The organism is Crocinitomicaceae bacterium (assembly GCA_016708105.1).
GTDB lineage: Bacteria > Bacteroidota > Bacteroidia > Flavobacteriales_D > Crocinitomicaceae > JADJGJ01.
Genome location: JADJGJ010000001.1, coordinates 471719 through 494519, shown reverse-complemented (window position 1 = coordinate 494519; position 22801 = coordinate 471719). Strand labels below are relative to the sequence as shown.

The window sequence follows — 22801 nt, the reverse complement described above, 5'->3', positions numbered from 1 at the left end:
CAACCTTTTCACGCATTCATCAAATTGGCAGAAATCGTTCTGAGTTCTTCTGCACTTAAATTTAATTTTGGTTGAGAGAAATCAATATCGCGCATTGAATTCAGCGGAATTAAATGAATGTGTGCATGAGGCACTTCAAGGCCAATCACAGCAATCCCAACTTTTTTACAAGGAAAAACTGCCTTTATTTTTTGACTCACCTTTTTTGAGAACAACATCATCTCAGCCAATAGATCATCCTCCATATCAAAAATATAGTCCACCTCTATTTTTGGAATAACCAAGGTGTGACCTTTTCGCAGCGGTGAGATATCTAGAAAAGCCAGAAATTTATCGTTCTCTGCAACCTTATAGCAAGGAATTTCACCGGTAATGATTCTTGAAAAAATAGTAGCCATCAGTTTCTGGTTATTTCAAGTATCTCAAATTTCACTGTACCGCTTGGTACTTTAACATCAGTCGTATCACCTACCTTTTTTCCCAACAATCCTTTTCCAATTGGTGAATCAATAGATATTTTGCCTTCTTTTAGATTAGCTTCATTTTCAGCAACCAGCGTGTAAATCATGGTAGCTCCATTGCCGGTATTTTTAATTTTTACTTTTGAAAGAATTAACACCTTAGAATTGTCAATCTGAGACTCATCAATGATTCTCGCATTAGCAACAATATCTTCCATCTTTGCAATTTTCGCTTCAAGCAAACCTTGTGCTTCTTTAGCCGCATCGTATTCGGCATTCTCAGACAAATCACCTTTATCACGAGCTTCAGCAATCTGTTGTGAAATTCTTGGCCGTTCAACTACTTTCAATTGATAAAGTTCATCCTTGAGCTTTTTCAATCCTTCTTCAGTATAATATCTTAACTGTGACATAGTGCATTATAAAAAATAACAAGAGAGCCCTGTAAGGACTCCCTTGTCAACAAATTTAAGAAAATTTTATTTTAAATCAATAGTCACCCCAACGGTATGACAACCATTGAACGGGGCAGCATGGCGGTATGCATAGTTGATACCTAACATGCTTTTGTTTTTACCTACAATGGCATTTACAGTAACTCCGCCGGTTATTCCACTGAGTGCAGTAACACGTCCGTTGAACATATAATCTTTGGAAAAAATACCTTTTTCATAAACATATCCAACGTTCATATCAAACTGAGCTTTTTCACTTCCCATGTGGAAATTCAACCCTAATCTGAATTGGTCATTTGAGAATGAATTAGCTGTAAAAGATCCGGCAGCTGTCAGTCTATACATCTCTGAGAAATTAAAATCATACGATCCGCCAATGGCAAGCAGAGACGGCATTTCAAAAGCTGAAGAGCGTTGCTCAAGCGTGGCAAGATCACCTGTTTCAGGGTACATCATTGAGATTGCCAACCCGTCACCTTTGAATGACATGGTAGGTCCAACATTCTTCAACGTAATACCAAATTTAATTTGATCTTCTTCCCCTGTCACATATCTGATACCAGCGTCAATTGCAACACCTGTACCACGCAAATTTGAGATGGTTTCATTGATTACTTTGAAATTGATTCCACCGTAAATTGAATTGGAAAATTCGCGTGCATAACCAACATTGAAATTTGAATAGGTTGGTCTAAAGTTACCTATTCCACCTTCCGGCAAATCAACTGTTGTAATCTGAATATCACCAAATCCCATTGACATAACAGAGATAGAGATAACACTAGCGTCAGAAATACGTTGAGCCAAACCGGCTGAATTAATATTGACACCTGAACCACCAAGCCAGCTAGTGCGATCAAACCTGATCTGCGTTTTGGATGTGAATGCCAAACCAGCGATATTAGTATAAATTGCATCTACCCCGTTTACACAAGATACTCCTGCATCACCCCAACCTGCGCTGGGACCCCAAGGATTGATTAGCAATTCTCCGGCACCGGCTGAACCAACACGATCTCCGTTTCCTGCCATAGCCATTGAACTTACAGCAATCACTGCAAATCCGGCTAGAATTGATTTCGAAAATTTATTCATAAGTCTTCAAAAGTCGTTTTTACTATCTACAGGTTATCTAAATCTACCTGTCTTAATACACCATACCACTTCAATACCTTCTCCTCAGTGCCTATTTGATTACCGCTCGCATCTACTATTGGAACTTCAATGTGTATCAGATAAACACCGCCGGCAATAGGAATTCCTTTGTGGTTTTTCAAATCCCATTCAAGTGAAGTCAGTGGATCGTCTTTTTCAAAACTGCGAACCAAAGCACCTTGCATATTGAAAATAGTTACTGTACAACGCTCTGGCAAATTGGTGATTTTAATACGGTTGTCCAATTTGCTGGTTTCATAAGAACTGTATGCATAATAAGGATTAGGAACCACATTGATATTATCCAATACAGAAATCAACTGATCGCTATTCATGGTGCGAGTTGGCTCTGTAATTGTAAATTGATACATTGGTGAACCATCATTCTCTCCATTAACTTCTCTTTCTTTATACGGTTTGTTGATTCGCGCAGAGATTTTAACATCTGTTTGCAACAGTTCCTGATCAAAAAGCAATAATGGTTCAAATACCCAGAAACAGTTTTTCCAAGAAGTCAGGAAGTTTGTATTTCTGGTTCCTGAAGGTAACGAAGTATCCCATTTTGAAGCAAGCCATGTTCCTTCATCATAGCTAGGGCAACCACTGTCGTCAACGTTTTCTCCAAAAACATAAACATAATGCATACCACCAAATGTAGGATTTCCAACATTATCAGCAAATGACGAGGTAGGATTCCAGATCATATCATCGCCGTTATCCCCTGCTAGCCATGAGTTTTCGCCAAAAGCCATGTTCAATCTGGCGCCGGTATTTACATCAATTGCATAACCAGGGAACCAACCCATTCCTGTTCCTGTGCCATCAGGATTGCCATCCTTGTCAACCGATTCGTCTGATCGCATATACATAACATCATCAGATGAGTATTCACACTGTGTAGGGTTATCATTCATTTCTAATACCGGACAACGAGTCCATTTAGATTTATCAGCGGTAATCACAATGTCTACATCATGTAATTGATAGAAACTTGCTTTAGTTTGTGATGCAGAAATGGTAGTCCACCATCCGGCAGGATCAGGATCAACATACGTATGTCCCGGACGACCAAGAGGCATTCCATAACATTCATAACCGACGCGGTTATATGGTGCAATAGTACCATTCAATAGTTTTTCATATTTCGATTCATCATCTAGCGCCTTGTCGTTGTAGAAACATGGATTTTGAATCCAAGCAGTAGCAACGCACTCAGTATTATCAGTAGCATTTTCACTTGCTGTTCCTGATCGAATCCAGTTAGTAGGATAATAACTGTCATTATCTGGGACACCCCACAACCACATCTTAGATGAGTCAGCATAAGAAATTACCGCATCAATCGGATCTGTGTAATAATTGGTTTCTGGGGGATTTCCAGTATAAAATTGCTGACTGATAGTTACAGAAAGACCCCAATCCAAAATCAACTGTTCATTAGAAACACCAATTGTGTAGTCAGACCAAACTGTATCTTTCACACCGTTGAAGTCACGGCATATCCACCAGATATCATTATTTAATTTAGGCTCATCATTTCCAAAACCAACGGTATAGGTTCCTTCTTGAAGGTTCAACGGGTCAATTACTTTTACGTCAATTGGACCGTATCCACTTTTGTAGGTTGGATGATCAATCTTACCATTTGCAAGAATCGTGCTTACTGAAGCATCAGTTAATTCAAGGAATGTTCCCCCATTACCTTCACCTTCAATCTGAGTAATTTCAGGTTGGTAACCATAGCTTGTAGTAAAAATTGTTCCATCATTTTCAGGAGTTGGATCATGCGGTATACCAACCACTGACTCAATTCCTTTACCTGTTCCTGAAATACGAGATCTCAAATATGGATTTTTTTGTCCATCCAATAATTGCGGATCATTCGGATCATACTCCTTATATTGATTGTAAGCGTATGCTACAGCGATGTAATAATATTTTTTATGATTTACCAGTTTACGATCACCGGTTGCAAAAAGGTCTTCAGTAATTACAAATGAATGTTTCAATCCTTCATCAGCTCCTTCAACCATAACAGCAGGAATCGAGATATCTAATTCCTCATCATAAGTATAGTTCACCAATTTTGATACACCGTTGACAATATCACACTGTGCAACCAAACGTGCTTGTTCAATATCATCCAATTGAGTAACCGCAGAAAGCTCATCGCGCATTTGGAAGACCTGATAACCTTCAAACCAGAAAGTATCATCATAATAAATCCCTTGATCAATCAATTCATCAGGAGTAATGATGTTGATTTTATCACGCTCATAATATGACTCAATGTTTACACCTGGAGGGTCAGTTAAATAAAGAATCAATTGATTTTCCATTTCTTGAATAGTTAAAGTAGGCGCCACAGGCGGTTCAACTAATTCAAAGCAGTTATCAAATAAAGCCTGAGCCTTTGTGTCAGCAGTTTTCATTGCACGCACAGATGCTTCAAGATCAGTTTCGTCACTACGTCCATAAACAACACCAACTGTAATGTTATTTACCGCACCTGGAGAAAGTACGAATGGTCCGGCAGACTGAATAAAACGACGGTCAGCAGGCGGGTTACCGGCAGTGATTTCTGTCCATTCAAAACCAGGATCTACTCCATCAGTTCCCCAATTTTGCGGGTCTGAATCACCCGGGAACATAAAATCAGCTTCCAAACTAGTTGTACCGGTATTGAATCCATCTCCACCATATCGCATTGGAGAGCCATTTTTCCAAATACCTTGCATATAGCGGTAATAATCCGTTGCATTATCTGGTTCACCGTTTTGAGCGCTTGAGTTGTTGTAATAGACGAAACGTCTCATTCCATAGCGCTCGTTGTCAACGATACCATCGCCATATCCAATTCCGTTCAATGCTTCATTGGGTCCAATCCCTTTGGCATTATCAACCCCGTCAACATCTTGATATGGGCCTTCAAAAAAGTCAATACCAACAGCTGGAGGGTTGTTACCATAACCAGGTTGACCGTTACCACCTTGGTCAACAGCATCACCGTTATAAGCGTAACCCAAACCACGAGTAACATCACAACCTACATAGTCATCGGTTGCAAATCCAACATCCGGGTCGGCCCATTGTCCGAAATAGGTATTATACAAAGTTTGAGTTCCTCTGTTAATCAATTCGTAGTTATAAAAAGTCATATCATTCACCGCATCGTCGGTTGCAAAGGCAAAAGCTTGCGCACGAATTTCCATACCAATTGGGTCACCACCAGATTCAGTGTGAATGTTTCCTTTGTCATTGAATACCCACCAGTGCGTTTCGTCACCAAACAAGGTTACACGACGATCGTTACGGCAATCAATTTCATCACGCACATCATACCATGGATAATCACCATCATTAATAGGATCATAGATTCCATTAGGCGATTGGCCCGGAGGCGCATTGTCATAAAAAGGAGCTAAGTAAAAATCTTCTCCTAAACTTGGATCACCATGAGCAGGCCAGTTTACGATACGGTCTAACACTTCTTGATCCATTTCAAGCACTTCTTCGCAATCTTCCGGATCAAGTACTCCATTCTGGCAATTCCACCATGTGATGAACTGCATTACCTCTGCTTTACGAATGGTAAAAAATTTATCATACTTGGTACATTGAGATGGGATAATGTCAGCGGCACCATTGTCGCGCACCAAAATCATATCTGCATTTTGCACAACGAAAGGATTGAAATTACCAGAACCGGCGATTAATCCTCCCAAAGGACCCGGCCAGAAGTCATTCCCAGTTCTAAATTTATGTGCAGCTAATTTCAATTGTCCATTGATATCTTCACCACCCATCCAAAGCGCACCTGAATACAAGACGTGGTTATCACCTCCAACTGGTACTTCATAAGATGCTTTTGAATTGGCACGATCTTGCCACAAGCTACCGCCTGTTTCAATCAATGCACGCACATTATTAAACTCCATGAAGAGTCTTTCATTTGCCGGAGCACAGCCGGCTGCGCGATCATCTCCACCTGAAGGGGTAACAGGGCCATGACTGTTCATGTCCTTATAAGCCAGAACTGATCCGGCTATCCCCATCATTACAACACTTACGATTATTCGCTTCATAATCTTTTGAATTTGAATTTATGTCTGATTAAAAATCAAATTTTACACCTATACGAATTGTTCTTGGGAAACCAAGGTTGAAAGGGTTTGCAACCTTCATCAGATAATAATCTCTGAATGCTTGTTCATCCAATTGACTTTGAATTGAAGTCTGATATTGTGCAGCAGCAAGATATCCGTCATCTGATGCGTTACCTGTTGCACGATATACATTAAGTACGTTTTGGAAGTTGAAAATATTTGTAACACGGCAGTATACATTCAGGTATGCCGCTTTCTTTTTATTTTCATCATTGCCAAATTCCAAATCAAAATTTCTGTCTAATTGAAGATCTATACGATAAGTCCAAGGTTTTCTTGAACCGTTTACTGTTCCTTCCAATTGTGAGCTATTTGGAGAAATCAAACCATCACCAACTGGAGTTTTCAAACCTGAATAAGGAGTACCAGAACCAATGTTAGTTACAATGTTTAATCCAGTGTTTCCAAATACCTCAAAATTTCCAATTTTTGGTCCGTTGTAATCTTTCCCTGTTCCGTAACGATAATCCAACACAATTGAGAATGCATGACGTTGATCGTAAGAATAAGGGAAAATAGTACGCAAGTTTGGAGAACCTGAGTTTACAAGTGCAAGAGCAGAATTTGGATCAGACCCTGTACCGTTAGCAAACTGCAATGTGTAAGCAGCTGTCATACGGACATTGCCGGTTCTTCTAAGGTCATACATGATCGTCAACCCTTTAACTGTACCAAAGTCACGATTGCCGTATGTACGGTAGGTGTTTGGATATGCCATCAGTACGTTCATCAACTGAACCTGATTCCTTTGTTCCTTGTAGAAAGCAGAGATTTTCAATGATGAGGTACGACTCAATACTTGTTGGAAACCGAGCTCATAGTCAATGGTTTTTTCAGGTTTCAAATTCGGGTTATTAATGATTTCATTTCTCGTTTGCAAGAATTGATAATCAATAGGGTCAAAACGATTACCGGTTGTAGGACGTTTTGTCAAGATGTCGTAGTGTGCAAAGAATGAAGCCTCATCAGAGATTGGGAACGAGAATGCGATACGAGGCATCACATTAATTTGTGGTTTATAATCTTCAAATGCATCAGCTGTTGGGTTTGTAAGCGATGGATCAACTAACCATGGTGCAATACCTTTACTTCCAGAAATGACAGTAGGATCAGACACCTCAACACCATTGGCATCATACCAAGTGTCACCGTTACGGTAACCGTTAATAGCAGTGATGTTGTTTACATCATTGACATAAACTACATAATCATCGCCCATATTATCAGGGTGAGTGATGGCCGTACCGTTGTCAAATTGCGATATTTCACCTACGGTTTTAGCAGTGTATAATAAGTATGGATCTTTCAATACCGGTTGATTTGCGTCAAACATGTCAACACGAACACCTACGTTGAAAATAATATCATCAAATGCAAATTTATCCATCACGTATCCCGCGACATAGATTGGCTGGAAAGCTCCAATATGGCGTTTATAATTTCCATTCTCATCAAATTCGGTAAAATAATCATTGATGTTTGTAGCGCCTTTCACTTTATTACCAACATGGTCATACCCATACCAGCTAAAAATATTATTTCCTGAATTCAACAATTCATCTGCGCTGAACATATCCAATGTGAAGAAATTAGGATCAATAGCATCGATGTCAACAAAATCAGTTCCGTCAGGATTCAGACCTTGACCGAGACGCACATTATAATCAAAGAAATATTGAGCATCATTAGATTGTTGTCCACCGTAATCACCAGGTGCAGCATTCAATCTGTCATAGGTGACACGCGGAAAGGTTCCATAAAAATCATAAGTAGAACCTGCAACTGATTTGTCATACTCAAGAATATGGTTATTCATATACTGACGAGCAATTGTCCAAATACCGATTGGTGCGCCGCCGAAGTTTCTATCCCAGCGCTGTTCATATTCGAAACCAAGTGAAATAGCATGATCGCTTAGGTTAACAGTACCAGAACCAGTAATACGGAACTGATCAGCCTGTGAATATCCATAATAATTATATGGAGTTCCAAGGTTATCCCAAATACCATATACATTATCAGGTACGTCTCCGTTTCTCAAGCCACCACCTTGTTGGATCTGGAATTGATTTTCGTAATTACCAAAAGGATTCCCTTCATAAATCTGATAGTACTGATTTGTTATCGCCGATAATGCAGTAAGCGCAGTATCACCGTCTTTCGAAACTGTATAATTTGGATCAAAAGTCACCAAAACATCTTGATAACCATTATGTATCAAGCTATCCCCATCTTGATTGAATTCATAAGTTGGAATTCTGTAGGTAGTGAATGTACCAACATGACCATAGTTGAAAATACGGTCTTGATGAGTAGCATCCCAAGATCTGTCATAAGACTGAGAGTAATCAATCATGATAGAGTAGAAAGCATTTTTAACTTTTGAAGCAGAGTTTGCATCATCGTTCGCGAATCGTTGAGTGAAACGACCGTACACACGCCAGTCGAATGATGTATTGAGGCCAAAATTTTCGAAGTTCATCAATGAACCTTGATAAGAATATCCTCTTCCATTATAATATGCAGCCGAGGCACCAAAAGTCAAGTTGATTGAAGGTCCCGCATTCACGTCAATTTTACCTGCGAAAGAAGCAGAACGACCACGAGCATTCATTCTCCAAGGAACCTGTTCGAAATCTGAATTTTCAGGATTTTCAGTATCATTTCTCAAATAACTGGCATTATAATAAGTACCTTGTCCGATACCTGTTGGACGCAAAGGATTCAGCAACAAAGAATCACGAGCATCTTGTTTTATTCTCCATGCACCGCCATTAGTAAGTGGGCGGCTGTCAAGCTCATCAGTAAAGTTGGCAGAAATGAAGAAACCTAAAATGGGATCTGTTTTTGCACCGGTAGAATCCTTTTTCATTAATAGTGGACCAGAGATCATTCCTTCCAACAGATTATATCCGTATTTATCAAGACCAAACACTTTGCCGTCATAACCTAGTGGATCTTGACCATTGAAGTAGAATCCAGAAGTTACGCCTTCAAACGATCCAAAATACTGGGCAGAAGGACCGCGAGTAGTAATAGAAATAATACCGCCCGTTACGTCACCATAGTTTGCTGGCACACCACCAGTAATAACCGACACCTCTTGCATAGCCGCTTTAGGCAAAGAAGAAGAACCGCGCACTTTAATACCATCAATATAATAATATGAATCTTCAGCACGTGCACCGCGAATTTGCAATGCTCCTGAACCTTCTGCGTTATAGACACCACCCACGGTAGTAGCAATCCCGGTTGCATCACGAGTTGGCATTTTGGAAATATCTTCACGAGTTACCGTACCACCAGAAGCACCCCCGTCTTTATTGATAAGAGGAACTGAATACGTAATTACCTCAACCACATCAAGCATTTCAGCGGTTTGTCCCATTTGAAGATCATCCAAAATGGTGTATTTATCAGAACTCACGATAACTCCGGTTTGTCTCACAGTTTGATAACCGACAAATCTCAATTCCACATCATAGGAACCGGGAGCGAGAGAACTGATAAGGAACTTGCCGTCAAAATCAGTTGCGGCATAACCTTTTTGCTGGTCACCCGAAAAAACAATCACCTTAACAAAGGGAAGGGGTTCACCAGATACTTTATCGGTAATTGTTCCTTTGATAGAACCTGTACCGGTTTGCGCGTAGGCAAAACCAGCTGACAACAAGAAAGTTGTAATTACCAATCGTAGAGACTTCAGCATAAGTAAGCGTATTTGTTAAATATTCCTAAAATACAATAGCGGGTAAATATAGGTAAATAAAATCTGGTCGAGCAAAAAAAAATAACAAAATCTTAACCGTTTTTACTCACTGACAAATTTAGATACTGAGAACTAAAGGATAAAGAAAAATAAAACCGAAAACTGAGTTTATTATACCAGTCTGTTATTCTTCATTGGTTTTCCCTTTTGACGTCTTTTTGCGTTGCGAGCTGCACGCCTCATACGTTTTCTGGTTTCTTTGTCTTGATTATTCCAGTGTTTGCGACCGGATCTTTTTCTGGAGCTGTAGCTGCTTCTCAAGCCACGACTTTTATTGCGTGAACCACCACCGCCTGATTTAATAGACTTCGCTCCTTTATCTTGCACAAACCCCTCAGAAGGTAAAATGAGCGTAACTGAAATAATTATTAATAATTTCGTTAATAGTTTTTGAAGATTCACTTTCATGTTTCAAATATATTCAAGAAAACGAATTATTGCAATGCTCTTTCTGGCATTGTTGACAATTTCATGTAAGGAAGAGAAATACCCAATTCCTAATGTGCCTGTTAACGTGACTATTAACTTAGATTTGCCTGCCTATCAGGCTTTGAATGCACCAGGGGGATATAGCTATGTTAATGGGGGATCCAGAGGTATCGTAGTCTACAACAATTTTTCAGAATTTGTAGCCTTTGACAGACATTCCACTTATAATTCAGACGACGCATGTGCTATTGTCATGGTAAATCCGGATAATATTTTTGAGTTGATAGATACTTGCTCAGGTTCACGATTTAGCATTCAAAACGGACAGGTACTTGCAGGGCCAGCTCAATTTGGACTAAAAAAATATTACACTACCTGGGACGGCGCCTACACGGTAAGTATCTATAATTAAAAAAAATCCCGCCTTCTAAAGAGGCAGGATTTGAAATTAATTTCGTTCTAAAAATATTAATATCTGTAGTGTTCTGCTTTGAACGGACCGGCCACAGTAACACCAATATATTTAGCTTGTTCTTCAGAGAGAGTTTCCAGTTCTACCCCAATTTTAGCAAGGTGTAAACGCGCAACTTTCTCATCTAGATGTTTTGGAAGTGTGTAGACATCATTTTTATATGCAGCAGAATTATTCCACAGTTCAATTTGAGCTAACGTTTGATTTGTAAAAGAGTTTGACATTACAAAAGAAGGGTGCCCGGTTGCGCAACCAAGATTAACCAAACGACCTTCAGCTAAAAGGATAATGTCTTTTCCATTCACGGTATACAAATCAACTTGAGGTTTAACTTCTAACTTGGTTTTTCCCCAGTTTTTGTTAAGCCATGCTACATCAATTTCATTGTCAAAGTGACCAATGTTGCACACGATGGTTTTATCTTTCATCTTTTCAAAATGACGACCAAGCACGATATCTTTATTACCGGTAGCGGTAACAACAATGTCTGCCTCCATTACGGCTTTATCCATTGGCTTTACTTCAAAACCATCCATTGCGGCCTGCAATGCACAAATAGGATCAATTTCAGTCACAATCACACGGGCACCCGCCCCTTTTAACGAAGCTGCTGATCCCTTACCTACATCACCGTAACCGGCAACAACGGCAACCTTGCCTGCCATCATCACATCAGTAGCTCTGCGTATTGCATCAACTAGTGACTCTTTACATCCGTATTTATTATCAAATTTTGATTTAGTAACAGAATCATTCACATTGATTGCAGGCATCACCAAAGTACCATTTTTCACACGCTCATAAAGACGATGCACACCGGTGGTTGTTTCTTCAGATAATCCACGGATATCTTTTGTCAGCTCAGGATAGCGATCAAAAACCATATTCGTTAAATCACCACCATCGTCTAGAATCATATTCAGAGGTTTACCACCTTCAAAGGCAAAAAGAGTTTGTTCAATGCACCAGTCAAATTCTTGTTCATTCATACCCTTCCAAGCATATACCGGAATGCCTGCAGCAGCAATTGCAGACGCTGCATGATCTTGAGTTGAAAAAATATTACATGATGACCAAGTAACCTCAGCGCCCAATTCAACTAAGGTTTCAATTAATACTGCTGTTTGAATAGTCATGTGCAAACAACCAGCAATGCGTGCTCCTTTGAGAGGTTTGGTTGATCCATACTCTGCTCTTAAAGCCATCAAACCGGGCATTTCAGCTTCTGCTAGGCGGATCTCTTTTCTTCCCCATTCTGCCAGACTAATGTCTTTGACTTTGTATTTTAATTTTTGTTCTGTAGTGCTCATCGTCAATTTTTCTTTAGTATAAGGCTGCAAAAGTACAAAACTCCTTTGTAATTTGCACCATAATTAAACTGATTGTCAATTGTACACCATTCATCACTTAGCATCACACAACGGCAGCGTGATAAAATATATTCAGTTTGATAATAAGACATTACCTGCTGAAACCCTAAACGCATTAACTGAAAATGAATTAATGCGCTACAATTCCTTTCTATCAGTCAAACGCAAGGCTGAATTCCTTTACACACGCGTACTTTGGCATTCATTTAACTCTGGCAGAATAATTTCTTATGATACGAAAGGAAGACCATATCTTGAAAATGGAGGGTTCATCAGCATTTCACATTCACGTAATATTGTTGCTATTGCCTATCATCCAACACATGAGGTGGGAATAGATGCAGAATTCAAATCAGATAAACTTATACGAATATCAAAGAAATTTCTTTCAAACTCAGAACTTCAAGAGTTAAATATACTTGATCTCACCCAGATAACCCTTGCGTGGAGCATCAAAGAGGCTATTTACAAAATGGAAAATACCGAAGGGTTGAGCCTCAAAGACAATATCAGGCTGAAAATTCGAAACCAAGAAGTTTATGCAGATGTAATCAAAGACAAAGAATTACACCATTACATATTTCGTTATCATGATTTAGGAGAATTTGTTATTTGCTGGTGTTCACATGAAGATATGAATGGCAAATCTGTGTTTTGAAATTTAACCTATAATTAATACAACTTTCTGACATTCTTTTTCGTAAACAGTTAGATTGGGTACCATGCACCGTTATATTTTATATTTGATAGTAAGTTTAGCATTGATTCATTTGCTTAGCTTTAACGTAAGCGGTATGTGGATACAAAAAGCCTCGTTTGGAGGAGATGCGCGGCACCGTTGTACCGGCTTTTCAATTGGAAATAAAGGATACATAGGTGGGGGCCATACCAATTCAGGCGGACTAGCCTATTTCAAAGATTACTGGGAGTATGACCCGGGCACCAATAGCTGGACACAAATAGCAGATTATGGCGGAGGCTACAGATATCACTCAAGTGCTTTCACTATTGGCAGCTATGCTTATGTTGGACTTGGCGAAAACGACAATAGTGAATATTGCAATGATTTTTGGAAATATATTCCCTTAATAAATACTTGGGTTCAGGTTGATTCATTTCCCGGGGTGCCTCGTCGCGGGGCATGTGCATTCATGATTGACGATATAGGATATTGCGGAACAGGACAAACCGAATCAGGATATGCTGCTGATTTTTATGCATACAATCCAACCACTAACAACTGGACTCAGATTGCAGATTTCACCGGTGAAGCACGCAGCTCAGCAGTAGCGTTTGCGCACAACGGGAAAGGTTATGTTGGCACAGGTCACGTGTTTGGTGATGATAGAGCTGATTTTTTTGAGTATGATCCAACAACCAATTCCTGGATCCAAAAAGCAGACGTTGGTATAACACCACGCCAAGATGCAACAGGTTTTGTATTAAATGGTGAAGCCTATATAGGCACCGGTAACAATAATGAAGGCACTGAAAATTTTGATGATTTCTGGAAGTATGATTTCACCAATGACAGCTGGATTCAAATTGCAGATTTTGACGGACAAGCAAGAAGGTATATGGTTTCATTTACCATTGGTGATATTGCTTATTGCGGAACCGGAACCACAGGTACCAATCTACGAGATTTCTGGGCATTCATTCCTCTTTTAAGTAATGCAGAATTAACGATTGATGATGGTGTTGCTGTTTATCCCAACCCTTGTAAAACACATTTTTTTATTAGCGGATTTCAGCCTGAATCATACCCAATGCAACTAGCTATATATGATTTGTCGGGCAGATTAGTTGAGAATAAAAATCTGTCTGATTCAAATGCATCAGTTAGTATAGCTAATTTTAAAGAAGGTAATTATATTTTAGTTGTCACCACAAATCAAAACCAAATTACAACGGGTTATTTAAGAATTATACCATGACAATTTCTGAAAAAATAAATTCAGGTAAAAAGCAATTAGCAGTTTTGGTTGATCCTGACAAAACATCCAATGAATCACAACTTGCTGAATTATTAGTGCGCATCAATGCACTGAAACCAGATTATATTTTTGTTGGTGGAAGTACAGTAAATATAGGTTCTTTCAACAGCTGCATTCAATACATTAAAGAGCACACCCAAATACCGGTCGTGATTTTTCCGGGATCATATAATCAAGTACATCCAAAGGCAGATGCGCTATTATTTTTAACATTGATTTCCGGAAGAAATCCAGATTATTTGATAGGACATCATGTTGAAGCAGCGCCTGTATTAAAATCAATGCAAACTGAAATAATACCAACCGGATATTTATTAATTGACGGCGGAAAAAACAGTTCAGTTCAATACGTGAGTCAAACTACGCCAATTCCGCCTGATCAATATAGCATAGCCGCAAATACTGCATTGGCAGGGGAAATGCTTGGAGTAAAGGCAATTTTTTTAGATGCAGGCAGTGGCGCATTGAATCCGGTTTCGCCTGACATGATCAGTACAGTTAAAAAACAAATTCAGGTGCCATTAATTATTGGCGGAGGTATCAAAACTTCAGACCAGGTTGAAATGGCTTTCCATGCCGGTGCAGATATTATTGTTATCGGAAATAAAATAGAAGAAGATCCTGACTTTTTATTAGATCTCATGCATGTTAAAACTTTGTACAAATAATTGAAATTCATAAATTTGAAGCAATGAGAAATTTTCTGATTATTGTGTTTGCACTTTGTTTTGGCACTTCATTGATGTCACAACAACTTGCTTTGCCTTATTCAGATCAAACATCAGGAATTTACACAAGTGATGTAGCTGTTACTTTGAATCATGAGCTGAGCGGAGTAACAATTTTCTATACACTTAACGGGAACGAACCTACCACTTCAGACAATATTTATACAGGCCCAATTGAGTTGAGTAATCGTAACGGTGAACCTAACTCTTATTCCATGATTCCTACCAATCCATCATTTGATTACCCGATGGGAGCGTATGATTTAGACAGAGCAAATGACCGTGGCTGGCTTCCTCCGTATGGTGAAGTGTATAAAATCAATGTGCTTCGTTTTAAAGCCTTCAAGCCGGGATACGCTCCAAGTGAAACGGTGACACAAACTTTTATGATTGATCCAATGGGCGCATCTAGATATGCACTGCCTGTTTTATCTCTAGTTGTTGACAGCGTAGATATGTTTTCTCAAGAAAGTGGAATTTATGTTTACGGTAATCACCCGGATGGAAACTATTCAGAAAAAGGAGTTGCCTGGGAACGCATCACTAATCTTGAATATTTTGATGCCGGTGGAAATCTTGTCTTATCAAAAAAAGTCAGAGCACGAATTCATGGTGGAGGAAGCAGATCTTCATGCAAAAAAAATCTGCGCTTATATGGAGATACTGATCCGGAAACCAATTTCAATTATCCCCTATTTGATAACTACGCTTTAGATAAATACAAACGCATTATTCTGCGTGGTGGTGGACATAGCCCAAGTTGTTTTCCAAGAGATGATTTAGCAAACATGATAACTGAAGGACTTGCTGTTGATCAACAACACGTGCGTCATCTTATCCTTTTCATCAACGGAGAATATTGGGGCATCCATACTATTAAAGAAAGAGTAGACAAATATTTTATTCAAAACAGATATGGAGTTGATGACAACGATATCACTATACTTGATCAGGAATATGATGTGCAAGACGGATTTCAGGTAGATGCTGATGAAATGTCAAGTCTTGAAGATTATATCATTGCCAATGACATGTCACTTGATCAGCACTATCAATATGTCCTTGAAAAAATTGATGAAGACAATTACATTGATTATATGTGTTCTGAAATTTTTCTCAGCAACGTAGATTGGGTTTATTCAAACGTGGTTATATGGAGAAAAACAGGGCCATTTAATCCTCAAAAAACAAAACCGCATGATGGCAAATTCAGATGGGTATTTTATGATTTTGATGGAGCATTTGGCGGAGATTGCAGCAATGCATATTACACGGTCAACACCTTAAATGCTGCTACCGTAGCTAGTGGAACATTTGCTTCATACACACGTTTTTTCAGAGGCATGCTTGAGAACGAAACTTTCAAGAAAAAATTTGTCAACCGGATGTGTGACCTTCTCAATTCACAATACAGAAAAAACAGAGTGAGTCAAAAAGTAACTGAAATATATAACGCACTTACACCTTCTATGCTTGAAAATGTTGAGCGGTGGAGATACCCATCAACAGCAACCACCCTATATACCAGACAATCTGAAACCCCTACCCTCACCCAATGGGATCTTAACTTTTACTATTTGCAGGTTTTTGCTGACAGAAGACAACGCAAGGTAAGAGATCACATGATGATTAAATGGGGATATCCTGATTCAAGCATGGTAACCGTGCAAGTTAATGACCCCACCATGGGAATGGTACAAGTTAATTCTATTCTGATCAATGAGAATCTTCCAGCGGTGAATAATCCGGTTTATCCTTGGAATGGATATTATATGAACACCGTTGAATTGCCGTTAACCGCAATTGCTAAACCCGGATATCGTTTTGTTGAATGGCAAGAGAGTGGAATTACCGATGAAACAATTCTTTGGAATCCATCAGGTGACTCTGTATTCACCGCCATTTTTGAAACAGATGACACATATCAATCTGTAGTCATTAATGAATTGATGGCATCAAACACAAATCATCTTGAAGACAATTTTGAAGAGCATGATGATTGGCTTGAATTGTTCAATCCAAATGACAAGCCAATGAACCTTTCAGGATGTGTTTTCCAATGGAGCACGCACAGCTGGACAATTCCTAACGGCACGGTCATACCTGCAAACGGATATTTACTTTTCTGGTTTGATGGTGAAGCATATCAAGGTGAAAATCATACCTCAGGTGACCTTACTAACGCAATCAATACCATTTACCTGAAAACATCTGAAGGAATACTAATGGATGAATTAATGTACCCGGCAACATCTTCAAACTATTCATTTGGACGCTACCCTAACGGATCTAATACATTTGCTGTGTTTGACGGACCAACCCCATTACAAAACAACAATACAACACAATTAAGTGAGCATGGTTTGAAATCATTGCAGGTTTACCCTAACCCTTCAAACGGCATAATTCACTTGTCTGAAAAATCAACATTTGCTGTTTTTGATATGCATGGTAAAAAATTGCTTCACTTTGAAAATTGTGAATCTGCTGATTTAGGATCACTCTCAAATGGAATTTACATTTTGGTTTCAGATAAAAATGAAGTAATTCAACTGATCATTCAAAAATGATTTCTAAAAAACTGAACATGAAAAAATCACTGCTTCTTTTATTAATTTTTATCTGGATTAATTCAGATATTTCTGCGCAAAATTTTACTGAATTTAAAAAAGCCGTACCCGCTGATCGCGCTGCTGATGATCAATTTGGATACGCAGTTGACATTGACGGAATATGGGCAATTGTTGGCGCATACAGCGATAATTTTGGCGGAAGTGAAAATCATGGTTCAGTTTACATTTACAAACGTGTTGGAGTGAATGATTGGGTAGAACATCAAAAATTAATTCCATCTGATCAAGAAGATTATGACCGCTTTGGTTGGTCAGTTGCTATTGAAGGAGACTATGCCATTATTGGTGCATACCGTGAAGATGAAGATGCATCCGGTGCAAATTCATTATCAAATTCAGGTTCAGCTTATATTTTTGAAAATGACGGAAGCGGTAATTGGGTACAGGTAGAAAAAATTGTTGCATCTGATCGGCAAGACGATGACGAATTTGGCTGGAGCGTTGACATAAGTGGTTCTACTGCAGTTGTAGGTGCCCGTGCTGAAGATCACAATGTTGCAGGCGGAAGTTATATTTATAGTGCAGGTTCAGTATATGTTTTTGAAAGAGACTTAGGAGGAAACTGGAATCAAACACAAAAAATTTGTGCGGCAGATCGTGCAGCGGATATCAATTACCCGGGTGGTTATTCAGGTGAAGATTTAGGTGATCAATTTGGTTGGGCAGTATCTATTTCAGGAGATTATATTGTTGTTGGTGCGCTGCATCATGATTATGCCGTTGTATCACCGCCATCAGGTATTATGTGGTCTTCAGGTGCTGCATATATTTTTGAACGCAATGCAGGTACATGGTCACAAGTACAAAAAATTCAAAATTTTGATCGTGAATCATGGGATCGTTTTGGTTGCGCTGTAGAGATAGACACCAATGTTTTAATTGTAGGTGCATATTCAGAAGATGAAGAAGAAGATGGTGTCAGCAATGAACTAACCAACCCGGGTTCTGCTTATCTATTTGAACGTAATACCGGAGGCACGTGGGTATTCACTCAGAAAATTGTACCTGATGATCGAAACTCAGGAGATCACTTTGGGTATTCATTTGCTTTAAAAGATACTTTATTGGTTGTTGGCACGCACTCAGATGATCATGATGAGTTTGGTGGTGCATTAGCTGATGACGCCGGCTCAGCGTATATATTTGAAAAAAACGCCGGGGTTTGGACACAATCTCAAAAAATTGATGCCTCAGACAGACAAGCTTTTGATGAATTTGGAATTGATGTTGGTCTTTCAAATCACACCATAATTATTGGTGCTTTTATGCAAGATTATGATGAGACCGGAACAAATCTTATGGCAGATGCAGGAGCAGCATATTTCTTCAGCAATGAATCGTGTCCGGTATTAATCACTAACCAAACTATTGATTTATGTTTTGGTCAAAGTTTGATGGTTGGTACAAATACATACACTGCATCAGGCAACTATTCTGATTTATTGCAAAGTATAGATGGTTGTGACAGTACAGTAAATACAACTCTTACTATTGCACCGGAGTTAAGTAGTTCAAATTTTGTTACCGTATGTTTTGGTACAGGATATTGGATTGATGGAAATTACGAAACTACCACCGGGGTTTATCCTGTTATCTTTACAGCAAGTAATGGATGTGACAGCACAGCATACACCAATCTTACTATTGAAAATCAAATTACAGCCATTCATGATATTTCCATTTGTTATGGCGATACGTATACCATTGGCAGCAGTACTTATAGTGTCAGTGGAGTATATACCGATATCATTACAGCAAGTAATTTTTGTGACAGCGTGGTAACTACTAATCTAACGGTTCAACTTCCGGTTAACACAGCGCTTAATCAAGATGACAATTATATTACCGCACAGGCGTCAAGCGCAATTTATCAATGGATTGATTGTGAAACTGACCTGATTATTCCGGGTGAAACTGATCAAATTTTTGTTGCTTCTTTGACCGGTGATTATGCCGTTATTATTACAGAAAACGGATGCACAGACACCTCAGCCTGCGTGCATGTTGATACATTTTCAGCAAGCATTGATGATGCCGGTTCAGAAGATTTTCACATCCTATTTGATCAGCTGACACATCAAGTTTCCATCAAAACTGCCCAAGAAATTGCTTACGTGATTTTAATAGATGATCAAGGAAGAAAAATTGAAATAATACAAATAGGTTCAGTGTATCTTATTCCTGAAAATATTTCAACCGGAATTTATATTGTGCAAGTGGCAACAAAAGAAAATCTGCATCAGAAAAAAATACTGATAACAGAATAAAACTCACATGCAATTTCTAAGCAAATTGTAAACTTCTTCAAGAGATTCTGTCACACAAAACTCTTGACCATCAGAACAGATTACTCTAACAAAGGCGGGGTTTTCTGAATCTCTTGCAACAGAAACAACCTGATTATGATGAATAGAGATTTGCTCATCTATACTATGCGCATTCGTCAATTTTATCAAACCAACACTCTTTTCCGCTGTCATGGTTTAAGCAAACTTTGGTAAAAAAACAATATCTTACATCAGCCCTTATCATTGCTTGGATCATATCGTGTAATGAACTGACCCACATAAGGTAATGCGCCCAAATATAGTATTATACACGGAACTGTGCAATATTTGTGCAGTGAAATTCTCACAATAGAACGCAATTTTGTGGAGGTGAAACACCGTGGTGAAATAGTAGAAAAGGCCGTACGTGAAACCGGGTACTCGATTACCCGTTTAGCAGCAAAATTGGGCAAAAGCCGAAGATGGATGTACTACGCCTTTGAAAATCCTGCCTTGTCATTAGATACCATCTATGAGATAGGAAGCATAATACGATATGATTTCGCTCATGATTTGACGCAACTCAGAAAATCAATTAATGCAGTTGGTCAAGCAGAAGAGCCCATTGCTCAATATTCAGAAAAAAACACCGCAGAGTATTGGAAAGATCGCTATCTGAATATCTTGGAAAAATACAATGATTTGCTTGCTGACCAAAAAACAAAAAAATTCCAACGAAAACGCCGAGTGAGTTTGCGAAAGAAAAAAAAGCCTGCTCAAAATAATATTGGTAATTGCTGATTAACACCTTTTTTGTTAACTGCATCTGATAATTATTGTTTTTAACCCCTGAATAGGATCTACACAATTTTTTCAGCAGCATCTTTCTTGAAATTAATTAGCTGATTTAAAATATTCTACTTCTCAATACGTCTTCAGAAAAAAATCTGATCATGCGTATTTTACTATTCTTGGTTATTGTAATTCTCATTGGAGGCAGCCTTGAATGGTATACCTATCGGGGGTTAAAAAGCAAATGGAATACATACCATATAATAACTAAACGCATTTTGCAAATCAGTTATTTTGTTTTTCTTTTCACCGCAGCTATTTCAATTATATTGATGCTCACTGCAACTAATGCTGTGCCTCGCAACATCGGTAATTTCTTTTTTGGATTTGTGATGATTAATTTTTTTGTCAAATTAGCCATGGCAATTTTTCTATTCATTGATGATTTGAGGAGAGGAATAATATTTGTGCGTAAAAAATTAAAACCACAAGTTGAAACTTCAGGCGAAAAAATATCACGCTCTGATTTTCTTGTCCGTGCCGGAATTCTTGCTGCAGCAGTGCCCGCAATTTCGTATCCGCTGGGCATGTTCATTGGGCCATACAATTATAAAGTGCGCAGAGAGCGAATACAACTTGCCAATCTTCCATCTGCATTCAAGGGAATTAAAATTGCGCAGATTTCAGATATTCACGCCGGAAGTTTTTATGACAAGCAAGCCGTTGAAAGAGGCATACACATGTTAACCAAAGAAAAACCCGATGTCATTTTTTTTACCGGTGATTTGGTGAATGACAGCGCATCTGAAATGGAACCGTACATGGACATATTTTCGCAAGTACAAGCGCCAATGGGTGTATACTCAATATTGGGAAATCATGATTATGGAGAATACAGACAATGGAATTCAGAAGAAGATAAAAAAGAAAATCTTGAGCGAGTAAAAAAAACGCATGAGCAACTGGGTTGGAAATTATTGCTTGATGAGCATATCTATCTTGAAAAAAACCAAGAAAAAATAGCTGTTATCGGTGTTCAAAATTGGGGTTCAGGATTTCAACAAATTGGTGACCTAAAAAAAGCGTATCAAGGAGTCAATGCACCGGTAAAATTGTTGTTATCACATGACCCAACTCATTGGGACGAGCAAGTGGTCAAAGACTATAGAGACATTGATATCACCTTCAGCGGCCACACGCATGGTGCACAAATGGGAATTGAAACGCATGGTTTTAAATGGAGTCCCATTTCATTGCGCTATGATAAATGGGCGGGCTTATACTCTAAAGACAATCAATATTTATACGTAAACAGGGGTTACGGATTTTTAGGGTATCCCGGAAGAATTGGTATTTGGCCAGAAATCACACTCATTGAACTGGTGTGATTGAAACGTAAAATTTTACTCCTTCACAAATCTGTCATACACCTCAAAACAAGTTGCAAGTTGCTCCCATTCTTTAATAACCGGACTTAAGATATACGTATTGAAATCGCCCTTGATTATTTCACATTTTTTTATTTTTTGGGCTGAACAATTTTCGTCATTTAATACCAGTTCCTTCATGTCAATTCCGCTACCGGTAAAGTGTATAACAATTACGGTAAAGTGTCCGTTATCTTCAGGTTGCGCTAAAAAATAAACACCTGAACTAAACGCATCATATAAAAAACTATTTGCTGAACCCGTTTGGTAGATATACGTTTTGGAAGGCACTAAAAAATAATAATTCTCCCCTTCAAGCGCAGTTGGCAGAGAATCATTTTCAACAACACCAAATATGTACCCGTTGCGCACTTGATACTTACTATCTTCACGCACCTGTTCACGCGTTATAAAAAGTAATTTATTTTTTTCAAGATATATGCCCGTTTCATCAACCTTGATATATTCACCGGCTGAACGCCTCAAGGCATTTTCATCTGTATTTTCTGGTTCATAGCTGCCGTGATAACCGGTTGATACACCATTTGCTTTTTTTAAAGCGGCAAATGCCTCTGTCCTGAAATAGACGGAATACACCGTTTCAGAAATTTCCTGTGCGAAAACTGTTGTAGTAGACAAGAATAAAATTATCTTTAAAGCCCTTTTCATTGAAATAATGA

The 22801-nt window shown here is 38.7% G+C and carries 17 protein-coding genes; 8 read left to right on the top strand and 9 right to left on the bottom strand.

The window, feature by feature from the left end; genetic code table 11:
* Nucleotides 1-8: 8 nt before the first annotated feature.
* The 6 genes from IPH66_02025 to IPH66_02000 all read right to left on the bottom strand — a co-directional run bounded on the left by IPH66_02025 (nucleotide 9) and on the right by IPH66_02000 (nucleotide 10414).
* Nucleotides 9-398, bottom strand: coding sequence for an HIT family protein (locus IPH66_02025; GenBank protein MBK7128130.1), 390 nt, complete (start codon nucleotides 396-398; stop codon nucleotides 9-11).
* Nucleotides 398-874: a transcription elongation factor GreA gene (gene greA, locus IPH66_02020; GenBank protein ID MBK7128129.1), complete on the bottom strand. Its 477-nt coding sequence runs from the start codon at nucleotides 872-874 to the stop codon at nucleotides 398-400. Before greA ends, IPH66_02025 begins: the two co-directional genes overlap by 1 nt.
* Nucleotides 875-940: 66 nt before the next feature.
* The gene (locus IPH66_02015) at nucleotides 941-2011 is read right to left on the bottom strand and encodes a PorV/PorQ family protein (protein MBK7128128.1); all 1071 of its coding nucleotides are present in this window, start codon (nucleotides 2009-2011) and stop codon (nucleotides 941-943) included.
* A gap of 26 nt (nucleotides 2012-2037) precedes the next feature.
* Nucleotides 2038-6156, bottom strand: coding sequence for a T9SS C-terminal target domain-containing protein (locus IPH66_02010; GenBank protein MBK7128127.1), 4119 nt, complete (start codon nucleotides 6154-6156; stop codon nucleotides 2038-2040).
* Between the two features lie 28 nt (nucleotides 6157-6184).
* Complete coding sequence (locus IPH66_02005) at nucleotides 6185-9946, bottom strand: carboxypeptidase regulatory-like domain-containing protein (GenBank protein ID MBK7128126.1); 3762 nt, start codon at nucleotides 9944-9946, stop codon at nucleotides 6185-6187.
* A 171-nt stretch (nucleotides 9947-10117) separates the two neighbouring features.
* Nucleotides 10118-10414: a hypothetical protein gene (locus IPH66_02000; protein MBK7128125.1), complete on the bottom strand. Its 297-nt coding sequence runs from the start codon at nucleotides 10412-10414 to the stop codon at nucleotides 10118-10120.
* On the opposite strand from IPH66_02000, the gene IPH66_01995 reads away from it, so the two are divergent.
* Complete coding sequence (locus tag IPH66_01995) at nucleotides 10413-10847, top strand: hypothetical protein (GenBank protein MBK7128124.1); 435 nt, start codon at nucleotides 10413-10415, stop codon at nucleotides 10845-10847. The two genes, IPH66_02000 and IPH66_01995, sit on opposite strands and share 2 nt — an antisense overlap.
* 56 nt (nucleotides 10848-10903) lie before the next feature.
* Here the strand turns inward: IPH66_01995 and IPH66_01990 are convergent, their stop codons facing one another.
* Nucleotides 10904-12217, bottom strand: coding sequence for an adenosylhomocysteinase (locus tag IPH66_01990; protein MBK7128123.1), 1314 nt, complete (start codon nucleotides 12215-12217; stop codon nucleotides 10904-10906).
* Between the two features lie 118 nt (nucleotides 12218-12335).
* Here IPH66_01990 and IPH66_01985 point away from each other — a divergent pair, with 118 nt between their 5' ends.
* The 5 genes from IPH66_01985 to IPH66_01965 all read left to right on the top strand — a co-directional run bounded on the left by IPH66_01985 (nucleotide 12336) and on the right by IPH66_01965 (nucleotide 19902).
* On the top strand, nucleotides 12336-12935 hold the full coding sequence (locus tag IPH66_01985; protein MBK7128122.1) for a 4'-phosphopantetheinyl transferase superfamily protein: 600 nt from the start codon (nucleotides 12336-12338) through the stop codon (nucleotides 12933-12935).
* A 64-nt stretch (nucleotides 12936-12999) separates the two neighbouring features.
* Entirely contained in the window at nucleotides 13000-14214 is a 1215-nt protein-coding gene (locus IPH66_01980; protein MBK7128121.1) for a T9SS type A sorting domain-containing protein, read from the top strand.
* On the top strand, nucleotides 14211-14942 hold the full coding sequence (locus IPH66_01975; protein MBK7128120.1) for a geranylgeranylglyceryl/heptaprenylglyceryl phosphate synthase: 732 nt from the start codon (nucleotides 14211-14213) through the stop codon (nucleotides 14940-14942). The genes IPH66_01980 and IPH66_01975 overlap by 4 nt, the downstream gene beginning before the upstream one ends.
* A gap of 23 nt (nucleotides 14943-14965) precedes the next feature.
* Nucleotides 14966-17572 carry a CotH kinase family protein gene (locus tag IPH66_01970; GenBank protein ID MBK7128119.1) on the top strand — a complete coding sequence of 869 codons (2607 nt, stop codon included), beginning with the start codon at nucleotides 14966-14968 and terminating at the stop codon, nucleotides 17570-17572.
* Nucleotides 17573-17589: 17 nt separating this feature from the next.
* Nucleotides 17590-19902 carry a hypothetical protein gene (locus IPH66_01965; protein ID MBK7128118.1) on the top strand — a complete coding sequence of 771 codons (2313 nt, stop codon included), beginning with the start codon at nucleotides 17590-17592 and terminating at the stop codon, nucleotides 19900-19902.
* A 3-nt stretch (nucleotides 19903-19905) separates the two neighbouring features.
* Here the strand turns inward: IPH66_01965 and IPH66_01960 are convergent, their stop codons facing one another.
* Nucleotides 19906-20115 (bottom strand): hypothetical protein, encoded by a 210-nt coding sequence (locus IPH66_01960; protein MBK7128117.1) that lies wholly within the window; start codon nucleotides 20113-20115, stop codon nucleotides 19906-19908.
* Nucleotides 20116-20241: 126 nt separating this feature from the next.
* On the opposite strand from IPH66_01960, the gene IPH66_01955 reads away from it, so the two are divergent.
* Together IPH66_01955 and IPH66_01950 are read left to right on the top strand one after the other, a co-directional pair.
* A complete protein-coding gene (locus IPH66_01955) occupies nucleotides 20242-20703 on the top strand; it encodes a hypothetical protein (protein ID MBK7128116.1) in 462 nt (153 codons plus the stop codon).
* Between the two features lie 149 nt (nucleotides 20704-20852).
* On the top strand, nucleotides 20853-22082 hold the full coding sequence (locus tag IPH66_01950) for a metallophosphoesterase (protein ID MBK7128115.1): 1230 nt from the start codon (nucleotides 20853-20855) through the stop codon (nucleotides 22080-22082).
* 15 nt (nucleotides 22083-22097) lie between these two features.
* Here IPH66_01950 and IPH66_01945 read toward each other — a convergent pair whose 3' ends face one another.
* The gene (locus IPH66_01945) at nucleotides 22098-22790 is read right to left on the bottom strand and encodes a hypothetical protein (GenBank protein ID MBK7128114.1); all 693 of its coding nucleotides are present in this window, start codon (nucleotides 22788-22790) and stop codon (nucleotides 22098-22100) included.
* Nucleotides 22791-22801 lie beyond the last annotated feature (11 nt).